Source organism: Mesorhizobium sp. M0771, from assembly GCF_040320155.1.
In the GTDB taxonomy this organism is placed as follows: domain Bacteria; phylum Pseudomonadota; class Alphaproteobacteria; order Rhizobiales; family Rhizobiaceae; genus Mesorhizobium.
Genome location: NZ_JAMYPC010000001.1, coordinates 616669 through 638029 on the forward strand (window position 1 = coordinate 616669; position 21361 = coordinate 638029).

Consider the following 21361-nt stretch of genomic DNA (forward strand, 5'->3'; position numbering starts at 1 on the left):
AAATCCCCCATACGGGAGACAGGTTTCAGCCAGCGATTGTGTCGTTCTCAGGCACCTGCAACCGCGCAGAAATGCTTCATCCTGGCCAGCGCAAGCTCGGGATCGGCGAGCAACCCTGCCTGGTCGGCAAGGCGGAAGATGTCGGCATAGTGCAGGATGCCGCGCGCCGACTGCATGCCGCCGACCATGGCGAAATGGTCCTGATGGCCGTTGAGCCAGGCCATGAAGACGATGCCGGCCTTGTAATACTCCGTCGGCGCCTCGAAGATCTTGCGCGACAACGGCACTGTCGGCGCCATCAGCGCGTCATAGCCGGCGCGGTCGCCCTCAGCCAGTTTCGCCAGCGCCGCACTGGCGACCGGCGCGATGGCATCGAATATGCCGAGCAAAGCGTGCGAGTGCCGCTTCCCGTCGCCGGCAATCAGTTCGGGATAGTTGAAATCGTCGCCAGTGAACATGACGACGCCTTCCGGCAGCCGGTTGCGCAAGGCAACTTCCTTGCCGGCATCGAGCAGCGATATCTTTATCCCCTCGACCTTATTAGCATGGCGCTCGATGATGGCGACGACGGTGTCGAGCGCAGCCTCGAAATTCCCACTGCCCCAATATCCCTGCAACGCCGGATCGAACATGTCGCCCAGCCAGTGCAGGATGACCTTGCCGGATGCCTGGCTGAGGATGCGATCGTAGACCCTGATATAGTCGTCCGGATCTTTTGCGACCGTCGCCAGCGACCGGCTGGCCATCATGATCGCCTTGCCGCCCTCGCCTTCGATGAAGGTGAACTGCTCCTCATAGGCGGCGATCACATCGTCGAGCGTTCTGGCAGCGGCCGGCGCCAGATGATCGGTGCCCGCGCCCGAGGCGAGGTCTGCGCCTTCGACGCTGCGCGCCTCGGCGATCGAGCGGCGGATCAATTCCTGCGCATTCGCCCAGTCGAAACCCATGCCGCGCTGGGAGGTGTCCATCGCCTCGGCGATGCGGAAGCCAAGCCGCCACAAATGATGCCGAAACGCCATCGTCTTGTCCCAATCGACCGCAGGCTTCGACCAGGGGTCGGTCATCGCGAAAGGATCGGCGACGACATGGGCCGCGGCATAGGCGATACGCGGGAAAACCGCACCGATTACGGGCTCGACCGGACTGCCCGCCAGCTTGTAGCTGACGCGGCCGCCATTCTGCGTAGGCAGGGTGATATCCATGGCAACCTCCGTTTTCGGCATCCTATAAATGGAACGTTCCAATAAATCAAGAACCTTTATGATTGCGGCGATTGAACCGGTCCAAATGCCGAAGAAGGCTAAGAGTCCTTGCTAGGAACCACATTCATCACCTTTTCGATCTCCGCAAGAATCCCGATTGACTCTCGGTTGGCAGAGTGATTAGAACGTTCCAATAGATTTGCCCATTTAAGCGGAGGAAACCACCGACATGGCCAGCCGGGCCAAGGCAACGATCCTGGACATCGCCCGCGAGGCTGGTGTGTCCAAATCGACGGTGTCGCTTGTGCTGCAAGGCTCAGGGCTGATCCGGCCTGAAACCGCGGTCAAGGTTCGCAAGGCGATCGAGGATGTCGGCTATGTCTACAACCGCGGCGCCGCCAATCTGCGCAAAGCCCATTCCAACGTCATCGGCATGGTCATCAACGATCTCACCAACCCCTTTTTCGCCGAGCTGGCGGTCGGCATGGAGCGCGTCTTCCAGTCGGCCGGCATCGTGCCCTTCATCGCCAACACGGCGGAGAACCCGGTGCGCCAGGAAGAAGTGCTGAAATCGCTGATGGAACAGGGCGTCGCAGGCCTGATCGTGTCACCGGCACGCGGCACCACGCCGGGCGCCTTCCGTCGCCTCGAGATGGCGGGCGTGCCGGTCGTCTTCGCCATGCGCCGCCTGCCGGACAGCCGCATCCCGGTGATCGCTCCTGACAACCATCGCGGCGCGTATCTCGCCGCCGCCCATCTGATCGGCAAGGGCCATCGCCGGCTGGCCTTCTTCGGCGGCACCTCCGACCTGGTCGTCTATCAGGAGCGCCTGGGCGGTTTTCGTGAAGCTTGCCAAACATTGGGCATTGCCAGGCGCGACGTGCTTGTCGTCGAAGGCGAGACCAGCCGCAGGGGCGGCATCGCGTGCCTGGAAACCGCCCTTGCCATGGCCGAGCCGCCGACGGCGGCACTGTGCTTCAACGATGCCGTCGCCTTCGGCGTCATGCTGGCGCTGCGCAAGCGCGGGCTGGAGCCCGGCGCGGACTTTGCTGTCGTCGGCTTCGACGACGTGGTCGAAGCCGAGCATTATATGCCGGCGCTGACCAGCGTCTCGGTGGACACACCCGGCCTCGGTGAACGCGCCGCTCACGTCATGCTGAAGATGATCCAGTCGCGCATCACGCATGCCGAGGACCATATCGGCGCCGTCAATCTGGTCGTCAGGGACAGCTGCGGTCCCGATCGCGGCGCCCAGGACACATCAGCAGGAATGGGAGACGCGGCATGAGCGTCAAATGGGGACTGATCGGCGCCAGCACGATCGCCAAACAGTTCATGATCAACGCCATCCGCGCGCAAGAGGGTGGCGAGATCGCGGCGGTGATGAGCTCCAGTCCGCAGCGCGCCAAGACTTATGCCGCGGAACAGAATATTCCGCTTGCCGTCTCGAGGCTGGACGACCTGCTCGGCGCCGAAATCGACGCCGTCTACATCTCGACCACCAATGAACTGCATCTCGAACAGGCATTGGCTGCGATCAAGGCGGGAAAGCATGTTCTGTGCGAAAAGCCGCTGGCGCTGAACAGCGCCGACGCGCGCACAATGGTCGCCGCCGCCAAGGAAGCCGGTGTCGTGCTTGGCACCAATCATCATCTGCGCAATGCCGGCGCCCACCGCGCCATGCGCGACGCCATATCAGCCGGCCATATCGGCAAGCCGATTGCCGCGCGCGTCTTCCATTCCGTCTATTTGCCGGAAAACCTGCAGGGCTGGCGCATTACCAAGCCTGAGGCCGGCGGCGGCGTGGTGCTCGACATCACCGTGCATGATGCCGACACGCTGCGCTTCGTGCTCGGCGACGACCCGGTCGAGATTTCGGCCTTCACCCAGTTGGCCGGCATGGCCAGCAGCGGGCTGGAAGACGGCGCCATGTGCATCTGGCGCTTCGGGTCGGGCATCATCGCCCAGTCGCATGAAGGCTTCACAACCAAGTTCGCCGATACCGGCTTTGAGGTGCATGGTTCCGAAGGTTCGCTGATCGCAAAAAATGTGATGACGCAGAAGCCAGTCGGCTCGGTGCTGCTACGCACCGCCAAAGGCGAGGAGGAACTGAGCTTCGACCGAGAAGACCTCTACGCCAGGTCGCTGCGCCAGTTCCATGCCGCCATGCGTGGAGAAGGCCAGCCCTCCGCCACCGGCGAGGACGGCGTCTGGTCGCTGGCCTCAGCCGAAGCAGCGTTGCAGTCGGCAAAGTCCGGCAAGGCCGTCACTATCGATCCGAAAGGTGTTGTGTGAGCAAGCTCGTCTCCGCCGCTGAAGCAGCAAGCCTCATCAAGGACGGCATGACCGTCTCCGTCTCGTCGTCGAGCGGCCTTGGCTGCCCTGACGCCGTCCTGGCTGCCATCGGCGAGCGCTTCGACGCCGAAGGCCATCCGAAAGACATCACCACGCTGCATCCGATCGCCGCCGGCGACATGTATGGCATCAAGGGCATCGACCATCTGGCCAAGCCCGGCTTGTTGAAGCGCACGCTCTGCGGCTCCTATCCCTCAGGCCCCTCCTCGTCCGAGCCGCCGCAGATATGGAAGATGATCGGCGACAATTCGGTCGCCGCCTACAACGTGCCCTCCGGCATCCTTTTCGACATGCACCGCGAGGCCGCCGCCAAGCGGCCGGGCGTGCTGACCAAGGTCGGCCTCGACACTTTTGCCGACCCGCGCCACCAGGGCTGCGCCATGAACGCGGCGGCAAGCGAGCCGATCGTCTCGGTGCAGCAGTTCGACGGCGAGGAATGGCTCTATTTCCGCTCGATCGTGCCCAACGTTTCGATCATCCGCGCCACCACCGCCGACGAGCGCGGCAACCTCACTTACGAGCATGAAGGCGCCTATTTGGGCGGCCTCGAACAGGCGCTCGCCGCCCGCAACAATGGCGGCATCGTCATTGCGCAGGTCAAGCGCGTCGTCGAGAACGGCACGCTGAAGCCGCATGACGTGCGCGTGCCCGGCGTCCTGGTCGACCACATCGTGGTGGCGCCGGACCAGTTGCAGACGACGTTGACGCCTTACGACCCGGCGATTTCGGGCGAGATCTTCCGGCCGTTGTCCAGCTTCCGCAACGCTGAGATGAACGTCCAGAAAGTAATCGCGCGCCGCGTCGCCATGGAATTGCGCGACGGCATGGCGGTCAATATCGGCTTCGGCATCTCGGCAAACGTGCCGCGTATCCTTCTCGAGGAAGGCCAGCACGGCAAAGTCACCTGGGTGATCGAGCAGGGCGCCGTCGGCGGCGTGCCGCTGCTCGACTTCAAGTTCGGCTGCGCTTCCAATGCCGAGGCGATCATGCCCTCGCCGCACCAGTTCATCTATTTCCAGGCCGGCGGCTTCGATGCCTCGCTGCTCTCCTTCTTGCAGATCGACCGCCATGGCTCCGTCAACGTGTCGAAACTCTCGGCCCGGCCACATGTCACCGCCGGGGCCGGCGGCTTTGTCGACATCACGGCACGGGCGAAAAAGATCGTCTTCTCCGGCTTCTTCAATGCCGGCGCAAAACTGTCGCTCGCCGATGGCGGCATCCGCATCGATGCGGAAGGCAAGGTGAAGAAGGTGGTCAACGAGGTCGAGCACATCTCCTTCTCCGGCAAGCGCGCCGTCGCACAAGGGCAGGACATCACCTACGTCACCGAGCGCTGCGTGATGAAGCTGACGCCGGACGGTCTGATGGTGACGGAACTGGCGCCTGGCATCGACCTCGAACGCGATGTGCTGGCGCAGTCCGAAACACCGCTCGGCGTCGCCAACGACCTCAAGGTGACACCGGCGGCGCTGTACCAGGATCGGCCGATCGGCCTGTCGCTGAATGGTGGCGCTTCTCTCGGATGCGCGCATGGCTGAGCGCCTCGTCACCTTCGAGCAGGACGGCGCCATCGGCATCGTCACGCTGCGCCGGCCGGAGAAGTTCAACGCGCTGGACATTCCGATGCTGCGCGCGCTCGACACAGCGCTCGACGAAGCCGAAATGGCTGAAGGCGTGCGCGTCGTGCTGATCTGCGGCGAAGGCAAAGGCTTTTGCGCCGGCGGCGACGTCGAGGCCTGGGGCGAGATGAGCGCTGCCGACTTTCAGGTGCAATGGGTGCGTTACGGGCACCGCGTCTTCGACCGACTGGCGCGGCTGCGGCAGCCGACCATCGCCGTGCTTTCCGGCCATGCGTTGGGTGGCGGGCTGGAGCTGGCAGTCGCCTGCGACTTCCGGGTCGCCGAAACGCAGGTGAAGCTCGGCTTTCCCGAGACATCGATCGGCGTCGTCCCCGGTTGGTCCGGCACGCAGCGCGCCGTGCGCCGCTTTGGGGCCCAGATCGTGCGCCGCATGGCACTCGGCGGCGAGCTCTTTGCCGCCTCCGACGCGCTTGCCCTCGGCGTCGTTGACCGCGTGGTCGAGACCGGCCAGGCGCTGGCAGAGGCCAGGACTTGGGCCGAAAAAATCGCCGGGCGCGGGCCGCTCGCAACCGAAGCCGCCAAGCTGATGATCGCAGTCGCCGAAGGCGAGGAAAGTGCGGCCGCCACCGAGGCGCTCGCCAGCGGCTTCGTTGCGCTGACCGGCGACCTCAAAGCCGGCGTGAGCGCCTTCAAGGCCAAGCAGAAGCTGGCCTTTTCAAGATCCTAGAGAAAGCATGATGAACGCACCGCTCAACATTTCCATGCCGGCCGAGGCGTCCAAGGCGCCGAAGGCTTACAAGCTCCTGATCGACGGCAAGCATGTCGATGCCCGTGACGGCCGCACGATTGCGCGCAACAGCCCCGGCCATGGCTTCACCGTTTCGCGCTATGCGCAGGCCAGCGAGGCCGAGGTGGAGGCGGCCATGCAGGCCGCGCACAAGGCATTCGAGACCGGCCCGTGGCCGCGCACGAAGGCGGCCGAGCGCGCAGCCATCCTGCTCAAGACGGCCGACCTGATCGAGGCCCAGCTCGAAGACATCGCCCGCCTCGATGCGCTGGAGTCCGGCAAGCCGATCGCCCAGGCGCGTGGCGAGATCGGCGGCGCCGTCGACATCTGGCGTTATGCCGCCTCGCTCGCCCGCACGCTGCACGGCGAGAGCTACGCCAATCTCGGCGACGCCATGCTGGGCGTCGTCCTGCGCGAGCCGATCGGCGTCGTCTCGATCATCACCCCGTGGAATTTCCCGTTCCTGATCGTCAGCCAGAAACTGCCCTTCGCGCTCGCCGCCGGCTGCACCGCGGTGGTCAAGCCGAGCGAAATGACCTCGGCCTCGACCTTCGTGCTCGGCGACATCCTGATGCAGGCCGGCCTGCCCGCGGGCGTCGTCAACATCCTGGCCGGCCTCGGCGCCGATGTCGGGGGGCCGATGGTCAGCCATCCGCTGGTCGAGATGGTGTCGTTCACCGGCTCTACCCGCGTCGGCAAGATGACCATGGCTTCCGCCGCGCAGTCGCTGAAGAAAGTCTCGATGGAGCTCGGCGGCAAGAACGGCCAGATCGTCTTCCCCGATGCCGATCTCGAGGCGGCCGCTGACGCAGCAGTGTTCGGCGGCTTCTTCAACGCTGGCGAATGCTGCAATGCCGGCAGTCGGCTGATCGTGCATGAAGCCATCGCCGACGATTTCCTCGCCACTGTCAAGGCCCTGACCGCCAAGGTAACGGTCGGCGACCCACTCGACGACCGAACCAAGGTTGGCGCGATGATTTCCGCCGACCATCTGACCAAGGTCGCGGATTACGTTGCGGCAGCAGCAAAAGACGGCAGCAATGTCTATAGCGGTGGCGGCCAATTGGCGTCCAATGCCGGCCACTACCTCGATCCGACCATCATCCGCGGCGTTACCGAAGACATGGCTATTGCGCGCGAGGAAGTGTTCGGCCCGGTGCTCTCCGTGCTAACTTTTGGATCGATTGAAAAGGCGTTGCACATCGCCAACAACACGCCCTATGGTCTGTCTGCAGGGGTGTGGAGCGCCAGCATCGACACTTGTATGTCGGTGGCGCGTGGTGTGCGTTCGGGGACCGTTTGGGTGAACACATTCATGGAAGGCTTTCCCGAGTTGCCATTCGGGGGCTACAAGCAGTCCGGCATCGGACGCGAACTCGGCAAACGCGCTGTCGAGGATTATACCGAGGAAAAGACAATCCAGTTTCATCGCGGCCAGCGCACCGGTTGGTGGGTCGGCTGAGTTTGGAAGAACCCGGTGGGCTTCCACCGGTCGTGTAATGCAACAAGGGAGGTAGAACATGTTGCGCAAACTGCTTATCGGAACGGCTCTGGCGACGGCCTTTGCTTTCTCGGCCCATGCCGAGGACGTCAAGGAAGTGCAGATGCTGCATTGGTGGACGTCGGGCGGCGAAGCGGCTGCTCTCAATGTCCTCAAGGGCGACCTTGCCAAGGAAGGCTATGCCTGGAAGGACGTGCCGGTGGCCGGTGGTGGCGGCGACGCCGCCATGACTGCGCTGAAGGCGATGGTCGCGGCCGGCAATTACCCGACCGCGTCGCAGATGCTCGGCTACACCGTGCTCGACTATGCGGCGGCCGGCGTGATGGGCGACCTGACCGAGACGGCGAAGAAGGAAGGCTGGGACAAGTCGGTTCCGGCAGCCCTGCAGAAGTTCTCCGTCTATGACGGCAAGTGGGTCGCTGCTCCAGTCAACGTCCACTCCGTCAACTGGCTGTGGATCAACAAGGCGGTGATGGACAAGATCGGCGGCACCGAGCCAAAGACCTTCGACGACTTCGTCGCCCTGCTCGACAAAGCCAAGGCGGCTGGCGTCATCCCGCTCGCCCTTGGCGGCCAGAACTGGCAGGAAGCCACCATGTTCGACTCGGTTGTGCTGTCGACCGGCGGACCTGAGTTCTACAAGAAGGCCTTCAACGACCTCGACGACGAGTCCCTCAAGTCGGACACGATGAAGAAGTCGTTCGATAACCTCGCCAAGCTCGTCACCTATGTCGACCCGAACTTCTCGGGCCGCGACTGGAACCTTGCCACCGCCATGGTCATCAAGGGCGATGCCCTGGTGCAGGTGATGGGTGACTGGGCCAAGGGCGAGTTCAACGCCGCCAAGAAAACGCCGGGCACCGACTTCCTGTGCTATCGCTTCCCGGGCACGGAAGGCTCGGTGGTCTACAACTCCGACATGTTCGGCATGTTCAACGTTCCGGACGACCGCAAGGCCGCCCAGGTCGCGTTGGCCACCGCCACCCTGTCGAAGAGCTTCCAGTCGGCCTTCAACGTCGTCAAGGGTTCGGTTCCCGCCCGTACCGACGTTCCCGACACCGACTTCGACGCGTGCGGCAAGAAGGGCATCGCCGACCTGAAGGCTGCCAACGAAGGCGGCACGCTGTTCGGCTCGCTTGCCCAGGGCTATGGCGCGCCTCCGGCGGTCGCCAATGCCTACAAGGACGTCGTTTCGAAGTTCGTCCACGGTCAGATCAAGACCTCGGACGAAGCCGTGACCGAACTGGTCAAGGCAATCGACGACGCCAAGTAAGCCCTGGCCAGCAAGACACCTTCCCCGCTTCGGCGGGGAAGGTTCGCCTCAGGATTGGCCGGCTGGCGCAATTCCAGGAAAAGTGTGAGCGGTTTTCCGGCCGGAATTACGTAAAAGAAAGAGTAGAGAGGTTCGCCGTTTCCGTGAAACGGTGAAACCCTCTTGAACACCATGCCGACCAGAGACCCGTATGCACGGGGCCGCCTTGCCGCCTGACGGCAGGCACGGACGACCCGAACGGGAGGAGCCCTATGAGCAGTGTAGCGACAACCCAGATCAAGCTGACGCCCGAGCGGTCTCGCCCCTCCGTGCGCGCGCGACTGCAGGACGCGCTGCCGAAGATCGTGCTGGCGCCGAGCTTCGCCATCACCATCGTCTTCGTCTATGGCTTCATCCTGTGGACGGTCTATCTGTCCTTCACCAATTCCAAGACTTTTCCGTCCTATGTCATCACCGGACCGCGCGCCTACCTACGGCTATGGGGCTGGACGTTCGACTCCGACCCGCCATCGAGCTGGTACACGTCGATCGTCAATATGGGCATTTTCGGCCTTCTCTACATCGCCATCTGCCTGGCGCTCGGCCTGTTCCTGGCCATCCTGCTCGACCAGAAGATTCGCGGCGAAGGCGTGTTGCGGCCGATCTATCTCTACCCGATGGCGCTGTCCTTCATCGTCACCGGCGTCGCCTGGAAATGGTTCCTCGACCCCGGCCTCGGTCTTGAGCAGACCTTGCATCAGTGGGGCTGGACGAGCTTCCATTTCGACTGGATCAAGAACAAGGATTTCGTCATCTACACGGTGGTCATTGCCGGCGTCTGGCAGGCCTCCGGCTTCATCATGGCGATGTTCCTGGCCGGCCTGCGCGGCATCGACGGCGAGATCATGAAGGCGGCGCAGATCGACGGCGCCACCACCTTCCAGCTCTATCGCCGCATCGTCATTCCGCTGCTGCGGCCAATCTTCCTGTCGGCCTTCATCGTGCTCGCCCACCTCGCCATCAAGTCGTACGATCTGGTGGTGGCGCTGACCAGCGGCGGCCCCGGTGGCTCGGCCTGGCTGCCGTCCAACTTCATGTATGAGTACACCTTCAAGCGCAACGAAATGGCCGTCGGCTCGGCCAGTGCCGTGATCATGCTGATGACCATCGTCGCCATCATCGTGCCTTATCTCTATTCGGAACTGCGGGAGAAGCCGCGATGAGCGCTGTCGCCACCCCTGCCCGTCCCGCTGCTTCCCGACAGGCCTCCGGCGGCATCAGCACCAAGACCCTCAACCGCATCGTCATCTACGGGCTTCTGGCGCTGTTTGCGCTGTTCTATCTGATGCCGCTGTTCGTCATGCTGGTGACCTCGTTCAAGACCATGGACGAGATCCAGAACGGCAACATGCTGGCGTTGCCCAAGGCGCCGACCTTCGACCCGTGGCTGAAGGCCTGGGGCGAGACCTGCGTCGGCCTAACCTGCGCCGGCATCAAGGGCTATTTCTGGAACTCGATCAAGATGGTGGTTCCAGCCGTACTGATCTCGACCATGCTCGGCGCGCTCAACGGCTACGTCTTGACCAAATGGCGTTTTCGCGGCGCCACGCTGGTGTTCGGGCTGATGCTGTTTGCCTGCTTCATTCCGTTCCAGTCGGTGCTGCTGCCGATGGCGACCATCCTCGGCAGCCTGGGACGTTTCGGCGTGAAGCTGCAGAATGCGACGGGTACGACCTTCGGTCTCGGCAATCCGACGGTCAACCTGGTTTTCGTCCATGTCGTCTACGGCATCGGCTTCACCACGCTGTTTTTCCGCAACTATTACGAGGCGTTCCCGAACGAACTGATCAAGGCCGCACAGGTCGACGGCGCCTCCTTCTTCCAGATCTTCCGCCGCATCATGCTGCCGAACTCGATGCCGATCTTCGTCGTCACCGTCATCTACCAGTTCACCAACATCTGGAACGACTTCCTGTTCGCTTCGGCTTACGCCGGCACAGGCGACTCCATGCCGATGACGGTGGCGCTCAACAACGTCGTCAACACCTCGACCGGCGTCGTCGAATACAACGTCAACATGGCGGCCGCGATGATCGCGGCTCTGCCCACCCTGATCGTCTACGTCGTCGCCGGCCGCTATTTCGTGCGCGGGCTGATGGCTGGCGCGGTCAAGGGCTGATCAATTCGGAAGGAACGACCATGGCTTTTCTGGAAATTGATGGGCTGAAGAAGCGCTTCGGGAATGTCGAGATCCTGAAGGGCATCGATGTCGAGCTCGAAAAGGGCGGCTTCCTGGTGCTGGTCGGCCCGTCCGGCTGCGGCAAGTCCACCTTGCTCAACACGATTGCCGGCCTGGAGCAGATCACCGAGGGCGAAATCCGCGTCGACGGCCGCGCCATCAACGATCTGCACCCATCCAAGCGCGACATCGCCATGGTGTTCCAGAGCTATGCGCTCTATCCGAACATGACGGTGGCCGGAAACATCTCCTTCGGCATGGAGATGCGCGGCGTGCCGGCCGACGAACGCCAAAAGGCGATCGACAAGGTGGCCAAGGTCCTGCAGATCGGCCACCTCCTGCAGCGCAAGCCGAGCCAGCTTTCCGGCGGCCAGCGCCAGCGCGTCGCCATGGGCCGGGCGCTGGTGCGCGACCCCAAGCTGTTCCTGTTCGACGAGCCTTTGTCCAACCTCGACGCCAAATTGCGCGTTGACATGCGCATCGAGATCAAGCGCCTGCATGCCACCACCGGCACAACCATCGTCTACGTCACCCACGACCAGATCGAGGCGATGACGCTGGCTACCAAGATCGCCGTCATGCGCGACGGCGAGGTGCAGCAGTTCGGCACCCCGGCCGAGATCTACAACAACCCGACCAATTTGTTCGTCGCCGACTTCATGGGTTCCCCGGCGATGAACCTGATCCCGGCGACCATTGCCACGTCGGGAAATGCGCTGTCCGTCGTGTTGGAGCGCGAGGCGCGCGAGCCGATCACGCTGCCGATGGCCAACGCGCCGGCGGGTCTTTCGGCATTCCAGGGCAAGCCGATCATCTTCGGCGTGCGCCCGGAAGCGCTGACCGATCCGGAAGGTGCGGAACGCAACGCCTCCAACATTGCCACTGCCGACCTGCACATCGAAGTGGTCGAGCCGGCAGGGTCCGATACTTTCGCGGTGACCAATCTCGGCGGCAAGGGCGTGGTGGCGCGGTTGCGGGCCGACGCCAACATCCAGCCGGGCACCAGCACGCCGCTCGCCTTCAACCTGACCAAGGCCGTGTTCTTCGATCCGGCGACCGAACACCGCATCCGCTGATCGAGATGGTCAGCCCCGATATCGTCATCATCGGCTCCGGCATCGGCGGCGCTACGATCGCCTCCGGTCTGGCGGGCAGCGGCGCCTCGATCCTGATGCTGGAGCGCGGCGAGCCCTTGACGGCAACGCCGCATGCCCGCGACACGCGCTCCATCTTCGTCGACGGCCACTACCGTCCGAAGGAGATGTGGCGCGAGCCCGGCGGCGCCGCCTTCAACCCCGGCAATTACTACTATGTCGGCGGCAATTCGAAATTCTACGGCGCGGTGCTGATCCGCTACCGCAAAGAGGATTTCGCCGCCGTGGAGCACTTCGGTGGCGTCTCGCCGGCATGGCCGTTTTCCTACGATGAATTCGAGCCTTGGTATTCGAAAGCCGAGCAGCTGTTTCGCGTCCGCGGCTCACTTGGCGAGGACCCGACCGAACCGTTCCACTCGGTCCCCTATGCCTTCAAGCCGGTGCCCGACGAAGCGCCGATTGCGCGCGCCCGCGCCGAGCTGAAGGGACTGGGCCTGCACCCCGCCTCGCTGCCGCTCGGCGTCGACATCGACACCTGGCTGAAGGAGGGCAAGACCGGCTGGGACGCATTCCCCAACACCGCCCAGGGCAAGGTCGATGCGCAGACCGGACCGCTGACGGCTGCACTTAAGGACAGCAATATCCGACTCGAAACCGGCTGCCATGTCGAATATCTCGAAGCGTCGTCCGACGGCAAAAGCATCGCTGCCGTTCACTACCGTCAGAATGGCGAGCTGAAGAAAGTCGCGCCGAAGCTGGTCATCCTGTCCGCCGGCGCGGTCAATTCCGCCGTCATCCTGCTGCGCTCGCCTTCACCAGATGGCAAAGGCTTCGCCAACCGCTCCGACCAGGTCGGCCGCAATTTCATGAACCATAATTCGAGCGCCATGCTGGCGATCGATCCGCGCCGCAGGAACGACAGCGTCTACCAGAAGACGCTGATGCTGAATGACTACTATCTCTCCGACGGCAAAGGCGGCAAGCCGCTCGGCAACGTCCAACTGCTCGGCAAGATCGACGGCAACATGTTGAAGGCCAACGTCAAACGCGTGCCGAAATTCGCGCTCGATTACATGGCCGGTCGCGCCGTCGACTGGTATCTGATGTGCGAGGATCTGCCCGATCCGGAAAGCCGCATCATGGTCGACGGCAAGGACATCGTCATGCAATGGCGGCGCTCCAACATGCAGTCGCTGGACGGGCTGACCAAGGTGATGCGTGAGAACTTCCGCGCCTGCGGTTATCCCATCGTGCTGTCGCGTCCCTTCGACAAGCGCACGCCCTCGCACCAGTGCGGCACGGTGAAAATGGGCGATGACCCGGCGACGTCGCCGCTCGACCCCTTCTGCCGCGCCTTCGACCACCCGAACCTGTTCGTCGTCGACGCCAGTTTTCTGCCGAACTCCGCAGCCGTGAATCCGGCGCTGTCGATTGCCGCCCAGGCGTTGCGCGTGGCCGAGCATATTCGCCGAACGGACCTCGCGGCATGACCCGCCCCGCAGCCATCGTCACCGGCGGCGCGCGCGGCATTGGACTGGCCTGCGCCGAGGCGCTGGCCGATGCAGGCTTCGACATTCTCGTCGCTGACCTGGCCAACGACCCCGCCAAACGGCTTGTTGAAAACATCATCGCGCGCCGCGCAAAGTTCGCTTACCACCGATGCGACATTGCCAGCCTTCCCGATCACGCATCGCTTATCGACGCCGCCACGCATGAGTTCGGCCGAATCGACTGCCTTGTCAACAATGCCGGCGTCGGCGCCATGGTGCGCGGCGACCTGCTGGAACTGACGCCCGAAAACTTCGACCGTGCGCTCGGCATCAATCTGCGCGGCACCGTATTCCTTAGCCAGGCCGTCGCCAAGGCGATGCTGGCGGCTCCCAGCAATCATCCGCGCTCGATCATCACCATCACCTCGGTCAGCGCCGATATGGCCTCGCCGGAACGCGCCGACTACTGCATCTCGAAAGCCGGCCTTTCGATGTGGGTGAAGAACCTGGCGCTACGGCTTGCGCCGGAAAACATCGGCGTGTTCGAACTGCGGCCGGGCATCATTCGCACCGACATGACCGCGAGCGTATCAGCCAAATACGACGCGCTTATCGACAGCGGCCTGGTGCCGGCAAAACGCTGGGGCGAAGCATCGGACATCGGCGCCGTGGTGGCGACGCTTGCCGCCGGCAAGCTCGGCTTTTCCACAGGCTCGATTATCAATGTCGACGGCGCGCTCTCCGTGCCTCGACTGTAGGTGGATAGAGTTATGACCGACTACATCATCGTAGGTGCCGGCCCGGCCGGCTGCGTTCTGGCCAACCGGCTGAGCGAGGATTCAGCGAATTCCGTGCTGCTGCTCGAGGCCGGCGGCAAGGACTGGCACCCCTACATCCACATGCCGGCGGGCTTTGCCAAGATGACCAAGGGAATCGCTTCCTGGGGCTGGTCGACTGTGCCGCAGAGGCACATGCAGGACCGCGTCTTCTGGTATACGCAGGCGAAGGTGGTCGGCGGCGGCTCGTCCATCAATGCCCAGATATACACGCGCGGCAACGCTCGCGACTACGACGCATGGGAGAAGGAAGAGGGCCTCGCGGGCTGGGGCTATCGCGACGTGCTGCCCTATTTCAAGCGCGCCGAGAACAACCAGCGCTTCGCCAACGATTTTCACGGCGACCAGGGGCCGCTCGGCGTGTCGAACCCGATTTCGCCGCTGCCGATTTGCGAGGCCTATTTCCGCGCCGGCCAAGAGATGGGCATCCCCTTCAACCCGGATTTCAACGGCGCTAGCCAGGAAGGCGTCGGCTACTACCAGCTGACCCAGAAGGACGCCCGGCGCTCATCCGCTTCGGTCGCCTATTTGAAGCCCATCCGCGCCCGCAAGAACCTGACGGTCCGAACCGATGTGCTGGTCACCCGCATCGTCGTCGAGAAAGGCCGCGCCATTGGCGTCGAGATCGTCGACAAACCCGGCGGCGAGAAGACCATCATGCGCGCCGAGCGCGAAGTGATCGTCTCGTCCGGCGCCATCGGTTCGCCGAAGCTGTTGATGCAGTCGGGCATCGGCCCGGCTGATCACCTGAAATCGGTCGGCGTGACGCCGGTGCATGATCTGCCCGGTGTCGGCTCCAACATGCAGGACCATCTCGATTTGTTCGTCATCGCCGAATGCACCGGCGACCACACCTATGACAACTACGCCAAGCTGCACCGCACCGCGTGGGCCGGCTTGCAGTATCTACTGCTGAAGAAAGGGCCGGTCGCCTCCAGCCTGTTCGAGACCGGCGGCTTCTGGTACGCCGATCCGACCGCCGCCTCGCCCGACATCCAGTTCCATCTGGGACTGGGCTCCGGCATCGAGGCCGGCGTCGAGAGGTTGAAGAACCCCGGCGTGACCTTGAACTCGGCCTTCCTGCGCCCGCGCTCGCGCGGCACGGTGCGGCTGAGCAGCGCCGACCCGGCCGACCACCCGCTGATCGATCCCAACTATTGGTCGGACCCTTATGACCGCGCCATGTCGATCAAGGGCCTCAGGCTTGCGCGCGAGATCATGCGGCAGAAGGCGCTTGCACCTTACGTGTTGCGCGAGGTGCTGCCCGGACCATCGCTCGCCAGCGACGACGAGCTGATCGACTATGCCTGCCGCACCGCCAAGACCGACCATCACCCCGTGGGCACCTGCCGCATGGGCCATGACGATATGGCGGTGGTCACACCGGACCTGCGCCTGCGCGGCATCGAGGGCCTGCGCGTCTGCGATGCCTCGGTGATGCCGCGCGTGCCTTCCTCCAACACCAATGCGCCGACCATCATGGTCGGCGAAAAAGGCGCCGACATCATCCTCGGCCGCGAGCCGCTTCCGCCGGCGGTGTTCTCCGGCAATCGGGCCGCATAGCCACTTAGGAGAACGAACCAATGATCAGACACTGCGTCTTCGTACGCTTCCGCGGCGATGTGCCCGCCACCGAGCGCACGGCAATCCACGCCGATCTCGAAGCACTGCGCTCCGTCGTCGACGGCATGGACACGGTCCATTTCAGCACCAATGTCAGCCCGGAGCCGTTCGCGCGCGGCTTCAGCCATGCCTTCACCATCGACTTCCGCGATGCCGCCGCCCGCGACGCCTATCTCGTGCATGAAGCGCATCAGCGCGCCGGCGCCCGATTGGTCGCAGCGCTCGAAGGCGGCACCGACGGGCTGATGGTGTTCGATCTCGACATTACGAAAAAGTGACCGCTTTTCTTTCGAAAGCCGGCTGACGCCTGTTCTCTTTTGCGCCCCAAGGAACATATCGTTCCCCGGGGGCGTTTAGGAGGAACGTCGTGGCTCTCACCGCGCAGCAGAAGAAAACCGTCCTTGCCTCCTTCCTCCGCTGGACGCTCGACGCTTTTGATTTCTTCCTTCTGACGTTCCTGCTCACCGATATCGCAACCTGATTCAACACTGACGTTCCGGCAGTCTCCAAAGCGTTGTTCCTGACGCTGGCGACACGCTTCATCGGCGCCTTCTTCTTCGGCAGGCTGGCCGACAAATATGGGCGCAAGCCCATTCTGATGCTCAACATCGTCAGCTATTCGGTGATCGGCGCGCTGGCTGCCTTCTCGCCCAATCTCGTGGCTACGCGCTGGCGCTGTTTGCCGGCGTGGTCGCCGTCTGCATCATCCTCGTCATCCGCTTCAGTCCGGAACGGCGCGGACAGGTGATGACGGTGCTCGGCTGAAGTATCAGAATCTCAGCCCAGCCTGAGGGCCACGACACCGGCGACGATGCCGAGCGCGGCGGCGCCGCGCCAGCCTGTCATCTTCTCGCCGAGCGCGAAAACCGAGATCATCATGGCAAACAGGATCGACGTCTCGCGCAACGACGCCACCGAGGCGATCGGCGCCTTGGTCATCGCCCACATGACGATCCAGTAGGCCGCGCCGCTGAGCACGCCGGTGAACAGGCCTGCCTTCCAGTCACGCGCCAGCACGGGCAGCGCCTTGGGCCCGCGAAAGATGAGGCACAGCACCAGCGCCCACGTGGCATCGCAGATGAACAGCCATGCGGCATAGCTCGTTGCCGTTGCGGCCAGCCGCGCGCCGCTGCCGTCGGAGAGCGTATAGCTGGATATGAAGATCGAAGTGCCGAGCGCAAAGCCGACCGCCCGCACATTGATCCGCTCCAGATGCGCGCCGCCGCGAAACGACATCACCAGCGTGCCGGCCGACAGCAGCAGGATGCCGAGGATGGCGAACGGCGCCGGCATCTCCTGCACCACGACAACGCCGCCGAGGGCGGTCAAAAGCGGCGCCGTGCCGCGCGCCAGCGGATAGGTCTGGGCGAAATCGCCGGCCTTGTAGGCGCCGATCAGGAAGGTCCGGTAGCCCATGTGAAAGAGCACCGAGGCGATGATAAAGGGCCATACCGCGGCCTTTGGAAACTCGACGAAGGGCAGCACGAACAGTGCGGCAAAACCCATGCCCAGCGTCATCAGCGTGATCGACAGGAAGCGATCGAGATGCACCTTGACCAGCGCGTTCCAGATCGCGTGCATGGCGGCGGCGGCAAGCACCGCGAAAAAGACGAAAAGCGTCATCGAGGGCTCACCGATCTCCCGAGCTCAAAGGCGTTTCGAGATCGATATCGATCCGGACCGGAAAATGGTCTGAAGCGATCTCGCCTATATCGGCACTGACCGAGCGCACACGGTCCGCGAACATACCGCCGACGAAGCAATGGTCGAGCCGGCGTTTTGCCACTTTCCCGTCGATCGTTTTCACATGGGTGTGGAAATCGGCAGCCGGCTCGCTAGCGACGGCAGCGGCATCAACAAATCCGTCGAGATAAGCTGCCCCGCGATGATAGGGCGTGCTGCCGACGATGCGGCTGTATTCGGCGCTGCCCGGCTCCATGTTGAAATCGCCCATCCAGATCGCAGCTGTCGGGTTCTCCGGCTCGGCCTCGCCGCTGGTCCAGTTGCGCGAAGGCTCATCGTCCGCGCCGCTCCACGGGCCGCCCTCGGACGGCGCGCGGCGATGCTCGGCCAAGAGATAGTCGATCTGCTCCAGCCGCTCCTCCGCCGCGACATGGGCGAGGTGCAGCGACAGCACCCTTACCGGTCCGGCGGGTGTGCGGATCATGCATTCGAGCGCCGCATTGCGGGTGTTGAGCGGCTTGAGCGTGCGGCGCATGGGCAGCGCGTACAGCCGCGACCAGGCGATCGGCAGCTTCGACAGCAGCATGGTGCCGAACTGGCGGCGGCGGTTGACGACCCGGCCGTCGCGCCGCTCACTGGCGTCCATGTCGAAGGCCGGGCCATAGACCCAGTAATAGCTAGGCAGCAGCTTGGACAGGACCTCCGGCTGGTCGTCCTCATTGGTGCGCTGCCAATGCCGCTCGACCTCCTGCAGCGCGATGATATCGGCGCCGTCGACCAGCTTGGTGCAGCGCGAAAGATCGTAACGGCCATCACCGCCGAACCCGTACTGGATGTTGTAGCTGACCAGCTTCATTGCTTATCCGGCTCAATTTCGCTTTGGCAGTAGCGGTTCGGCAGATGGGTTGCAATGTACCGGCACGACGGCGGAACTGGGCCAGCGTCTATGATGTGGTCAGCGGCTGGAACCGGCCCGCCGGCGATGCCGCCAGTTCGGCCCAGTCGATCTCTTCCTCCAGCCGGTGGTAGGCTTCGTCGCCGATCGTGCCGTTGCTGCGCAACTCCTCGAGCGTGTCGCGCTGGCGGTTGATGGCATAGAGGCGCAGCCGGTCGTATTCGGTCGCGGCCTGAGCGTCCTCCGGGTTTTCCGCAATCAGGCGCTGCGCTTCATACTGTTCGCGCACGACGGCGGCGGCCGCAGATGTCTTGCGGCTCAGCACGTCCAGTGCTGCCTGCATGATGGCGACGCGCGCCTGCGCCACCTCATTGTCGACGGTTCTATCGGGGTCGAAGTTGATCCAGCGCAGCAGCGGCTTCAGCGTCATGCCTTGCAGTACCAGCGTGCCCAGCACCACCGCGAAGGCGGCAAGCACGATCGGGTCGCGGCCGGGAAAATCGGCCGGCAGCGCAATGGCCACCACCAGCGTCACCAACCCACGCATGCCGCACCAGCCGACAATGACGGCGCCGCCGAACGTCGGCAATTCCCGCCTTGCCTCTTGGCTGCCGAAGCGGGCAAGCCACCGGATGATCGCGACGTAACTCGCCACCCAGACAAGGCGCGCGACGATAACGACGACCAGCACCGTTGCGGCGAAAAGGAATGCTTCGCCTTGCCCGTCGCCGGCCAGCCTGCCAACGATCGTGCGTGCCTGCAGGCCCATCAGCACGAAAGCCAGCACGTTGAGCACGAACACGGCCGACTCCCAGACCGAATAGGTGCTGACGCGGCGTCTCGCCGACGACTGGCGCGGCGCCCTGCGCGCAATGGTCATGGCATAGACGACGATGGTGATGATGGCGGAAAGGCCCAGCCTGTCGGCGATGATCCACACGGCGAAGGTTCCGGCAAACTGCACCACCGTGCTGCTCGCCGCATCCTCGATGCGGCCGAGCGCCAGCAGCGAGACGCGGCCAAACAGATAGCCCGCGATCACACTGCCGATCGTTGCCAGCAGGATCACCGGAACGGCGTTGCTGAGCATGATCGTGCCAAGCGCCGCCGAAACCGCCAGCCGGTAGATCAGCAGCGCCGTGGCATCGTTGAGCAGGCTCTCGCCCTGCAGGATGGCGGTGATGCGGTGCGGTACCTTGAACTGGCTGAGCACGGCGGATGCGGCCACCGCATCCGGCGGCGCGACGATGGCGCCAAGCGCGATTGCCGCCGCGATCGGCAGGCCGGCCATCTTCCAGCCGACGAAGGCAACCACCACGGTGGTGAAGACGACTGCGCCTAGCGCCAGCAGCGCGAGCGACAGCCGGTAGCGCTTGAGGTCGCGCAGCGACGTGTCATAGGCGGCGTCGAGAAGCACCGGCGCGATGAACAGGGCAAGCGCCAGTTCCGGATCGATCTCGATCGTCGGCGCACCGGGTACGAAGGCGATCGCGACCCCGGCCAGAGCCAGCAGGGACGGATAGGGAATTTCCAGCCGCCGCGACAGCGCCGTCAGCGCGACGGCAGCCAGAAGCAGGATGAGGGTAAGTTCGAATAGCGCCATGGCCTATCGTAGCGGCGAAGCGGCATCATGGGCAGTGGCTGGATGGCAAGATGCTGTTGATTATCCAGCACTCGGGGTCCGGCAATGATACGGCCGTTCATCGCGCCAGCTCGAATCGACCGCCTCGGTCGCGCCAAAATGCTGCTTGCTAGTGCAGCACCAGCATATCGCTTGATGAGAACGATATGTCGGCCTTCTCGCCGACCGCGGGCGGTGGCGTTGCCGGGCTGTTGAAGGTGTCGAGCGACACCGTGTTGCCGCCGATGCCGACGCGAACGCGAATGACTGAGCCGAGGAAGTGCACTTCGGAGATTTCGCCCGACAGGCTTGAATCGCGCCCGGGTTGGCGTCCGAGCGAAATCGCCTCCGGTCGCAGCGCCAGCGACAGCGTGTCACCGGACTTCGAGCCGTTGAGCTTGCCCATTAGCGAGACTTCCTGCGTGTTGACGCGCACCTTGCCGGACGCGGCATCGGTGACAGTGCCTTCGAGCACGTTCAGCGTGCCGACGAAATTGGCGACGAACTTGGTCGCCGGCCGGTTGTAGATCTCGAACGGGGTGCCGACCTGCTCGGCCTTGCCGCCATACATCACCGCGATGCGGTCCGAGATCGACAGCGCCTCTTCCTGGTCATGTGTGACGAAGATGGTAGTGATGCCGAGCTTCTTCTGGATCGAGCGGATTTCCTCGCGCAGCGAGACGCGCACCTTGGCGTCGAGCGCCGACAGCGGCTCGTCGAGCAAAAGCAGCTTCGGCTTCGGCGCGATGGCGCGGGCCAGCGCGATGCGCTGTTGCTGGCCGCCGGAGAGCTGGTAGGGATAGCGGTCGGCCATCTGCGGCAGCTTGATGATGTCGAGCATCTCGGCCACGCGTCTGTCGATGTCCGCCTTGGGCATGCCGGCGACCTTCAGGCCAAAGCCGATGTTTTGCGCCACCGTCAGGTTGGGGAACAGCGCATAGGCTTGGAACACCATGCCGACATTGCGCTGGTTGGGCTTTAGCCTCGTGATGTCCTTGCCTGCGACGACGATCTTGCCCGCCGACGGCTCTTCGAAACCGGCGACCATGCGCAGCACGGTGGTCTTGCCGCAACCCGATGGCCCAAGGAAGGAAACGAACTCGCCCGGCTCGACATCAAGATTGAAATCTTCGACCACGGTGGTGGCGCCGAAGGATTTTCGCACATGCTGGATGGAGAGGAATGGTTCGGCCATGGCTTTTT

The 21361-nt window shown here is 63.7% G+C and carries 19 protein-coding genes; 14 read left to right on the forward strand and 5 right to left on the reverse strand.

Features of this window, described 5'->3' with window-relative positions; translation table 11 throughout:
* Window positions 1-47 precede the first annotated feature (47 nt).
* Window positions 48-1202 carry a dihydrodipicolinate synthase family protein gene (locus tag NKI05_RS02990; protein ID WP_023686428.1) on the reverse strand — a complete coding sequence of 385 codons (1155 nt, stop codon included), beginning with the start codon at window positions 1200-1202 and terminating at the stop codon, window positions 48-50.
* Window positions 1203-1431: 229 nt separating this feature from the next.
* Here NKI05_RS02990 and NKI05_RS02995 point away from each other — a divergent pair, with 229 nt between their 5' ends.
* From NKI05_RS02995 to NKI05_RS03060, 14 genes are all read left to right on the forward strand, one after another.
* Window positions 1432-2490, forward strand: coding sequence for a LacI family DNA-binding transcriptional regulator (locus NKI05_RS02995; protein WP_023686429.1), 1059 nt, complete (start codon window positions 1432-1434; stop codon window positions 2488-2490).
* Window positions 2487-3497 (forward strand): Gfo/Idh/MocA family protein, encoded by a 1011-nt coding sequence (locus tag NKI05_RS03000; RefSeq protein WP_023686430.1) that lies wholly within the window; start codon window positions 2487-2489, stop codon window positions 3495-3497. Before NKI05_RS02995 ends, NKI05_RS03000 begins: the two co-directional genes overlap by 4 nt.
* Window positions 3494-5095, forward strand: coding sequence for an acyl CoA:acetate/3-ketoacid CoA transferase (locus tag NKI05_RS03005; RefSeq protein ID WP_023814623.1), 1602 nt, complete (start codon window positions 3494-3496; stop codon window positions 5093-5095). Before NKI05_RS03000 ends, NKI05_RS03005 begins: the two co-directional genes overlap by 4 nt.
* Entirely contained in the window at window positions 5088-5864 is a 777-nt protein-coding gene (locus NKI05_RS03010; protein ID WP_023814624.1) for an enoyl-CoA hydratase/isomerase family protein, read from the forward strand. Before NKI05_RS03005 ends, NKI05_RS03010 begins: the two co-directional genes overlap by 8 nt.
* A 10-nt stretch (window positions 5865-5874) precedes the next feature.
* Window positions 5875-7386: an aldehyde dehydrogenase family protein gene (locus tag NKI05_RS03015; RefSeq protein ID WP_023814625.1), complete on the forward strand. Its 1512-nt coding sequence runs from the start codon at window positions 5875-5877 to the stop codon at window positions 7384-7386.
* A 58-nt stretch (window positions 7387-7444) separates the two neighbouring features.
* Window positions 7445-8698, forward strand: coding sequence for an ABC transporter substrate-binding protein (locus tag NKI05_RS03020; RefSeq protein WP_027049809.1), 1254 nt, complete (start codon window positions 7445-7447; stop codon window positions 8696-8698).
* Between the two features lie 251 nt (window positions 8699-8949).
* Complete coding sequence (locus tag NKI05_RS03025) at window positions 8950-9900, forward strand: carbohydrate ABC transporter permease (RefSeq protein ID WP_023814626.1); 951 nt, start codon at window positions 8950-8952, stop codon at window positions 9898-9900.
* Entirely contained in the window at window positions 9897-10856 is a 960-nt protein-coding gene (locus tag NKI05_RS03030) for a carbohydrate ABC transporter permease (RefSeq protein ID WP_023814627.1), read from the forward strand. The genes NKI05_RS03025 and NKI05_RS03030 overlap by 4 nt, the downstream gene beginning before the upstream one ends.
* Before the next feature lie 20 nt (window positions 10857-10876).
* Window positions 10877-11992 carry an ABC transporter ATP-binding protein gene (locus NKI05_RS03035; RefSeq protein WP_023671180.1) on the forward strand — a complete coding sequence of 372 codons (1116 nt, stop codon included), beginning with the start codon at window positions 10877-10879 and terminating at the stop codon, window positions 11990-11992.
* A gap of 5 nt (window positions 11993-11997) precedes the next feature.
* On the forward strand, window positions 11998-13500 hold the full coding sequence (locus tag NKI05_RS03040) for a GMC oxidoreductase (RefSeq protein ID WP_023814628.1): 1503 nt from the start codon (window positions 11998-12000) through the stop codon (window positions 13498-13500).
* A complete protein-coding gene (locus NKI05_RS03045; RefSeq protein WP_023814629.1) occupies window positions 13497-14258 on the forward strand; it encodes a 3-ketoacyl-ACP reductase in 762 nt (253 codons plus the stop codon). The genes NKI05_RS03040 and NKI05_RS03045 overlap by 4 nt, the downstream gene beginning before the upstream one ends.
* Before the next feature lie 12 nt (window positions 14259-14270).
* Window positions 14271-15899 carry a GMC family oxidoreductase gene (locus tag NKI05_RS03050; protein WP_023814630.1) on the forward strand — a complete coding sequence of 543 codons (1629 nt, stop codon included), beginning with the start codon at window positions 14271-14273 and terminating at the stop codon, window positions 15897-15899.
* A 20-nt stretch (window positions 15900-15919) separates the two neighbouring features.
* Window positions 15920-16237 (forward strand): Dabb family protein, encoded by a 318-nt coding sequence (locus tag NKI05_RS03055; protein ID WP_023814631.1) that lies wholly within the window; start codon window positions 15920-15922, stop codon window positions 16235-16237.
* Between the two features lie 236 nt (window positions 16238-16473).
* The gene (locus NKI05_RS03060) at window positions 16474-16707 is read left to right on the forward strand and encodes an MFS transporter (RefSeq protein ID WP_023686435.1); all 234 of its coding nucleotides are present in this window, start codon (window positions 16474-16476) and stop codon (window positions 16705-16707) included.
* A gap of 29 nt (window positions 16708-16736) precedes the next feature.
* On the opposite strand, the gene NKI05_RS03065 is transcribed toward NKI05_RS03060, so the two are convergent.
* The 4 genes from NKI05_RS03065 to NKI05_RS03080 all read right to left on the reverse strand — a co-directional run bounded on the left by NKI05_RS03065 (window position 16737) and on the right by NKI05_RS03080 (window position 21353).
* On the reverse strand, window positions 16737-17582 hold the full coding sequence (locus NKI05_RS03065) for an EamA family transporter (protein ID WP_023686436.1): 846 nt from the start codon (window positions 17580-17582) through the stop codon (window positions 16737-16739).
* 7 nt (window positions 17583-17589) lie between these two features.
* Entirely contained in the window at window positions 17590-18498 is a 909-nt protein-coding gene (locus tag NKI05_RS03070; protein WP_023814632.1) for an endonuclease/exonuclease/phosphatase family protein, read from the reverse strand.
* 88 nt (window positions 18499-18586) lie between these two features.
* Window positions 18587-20140, reverse strand: a complete 1554-nt coding sequence (locus NKI05_RS03075) for a cation:proton antiporter (RefSeq protein ID WP_023814633.1) — start codon at window positions 20138-20140, stop codon at window positions 18587-18589.
* Between the two features lie 148 nt (window positions 20141-20288).
* A complete protein-coding gene (locus NKI05_RS03080) occupies window positions 20289-21353 on the reverse strand; it encodes an ABC transporter ATP-binding protein (protein WP_023701013.1) in 1065 nt (354 codons plus the stop codon).
* Window positions 21354-21361: the final 8 nt, after the last annotated feature.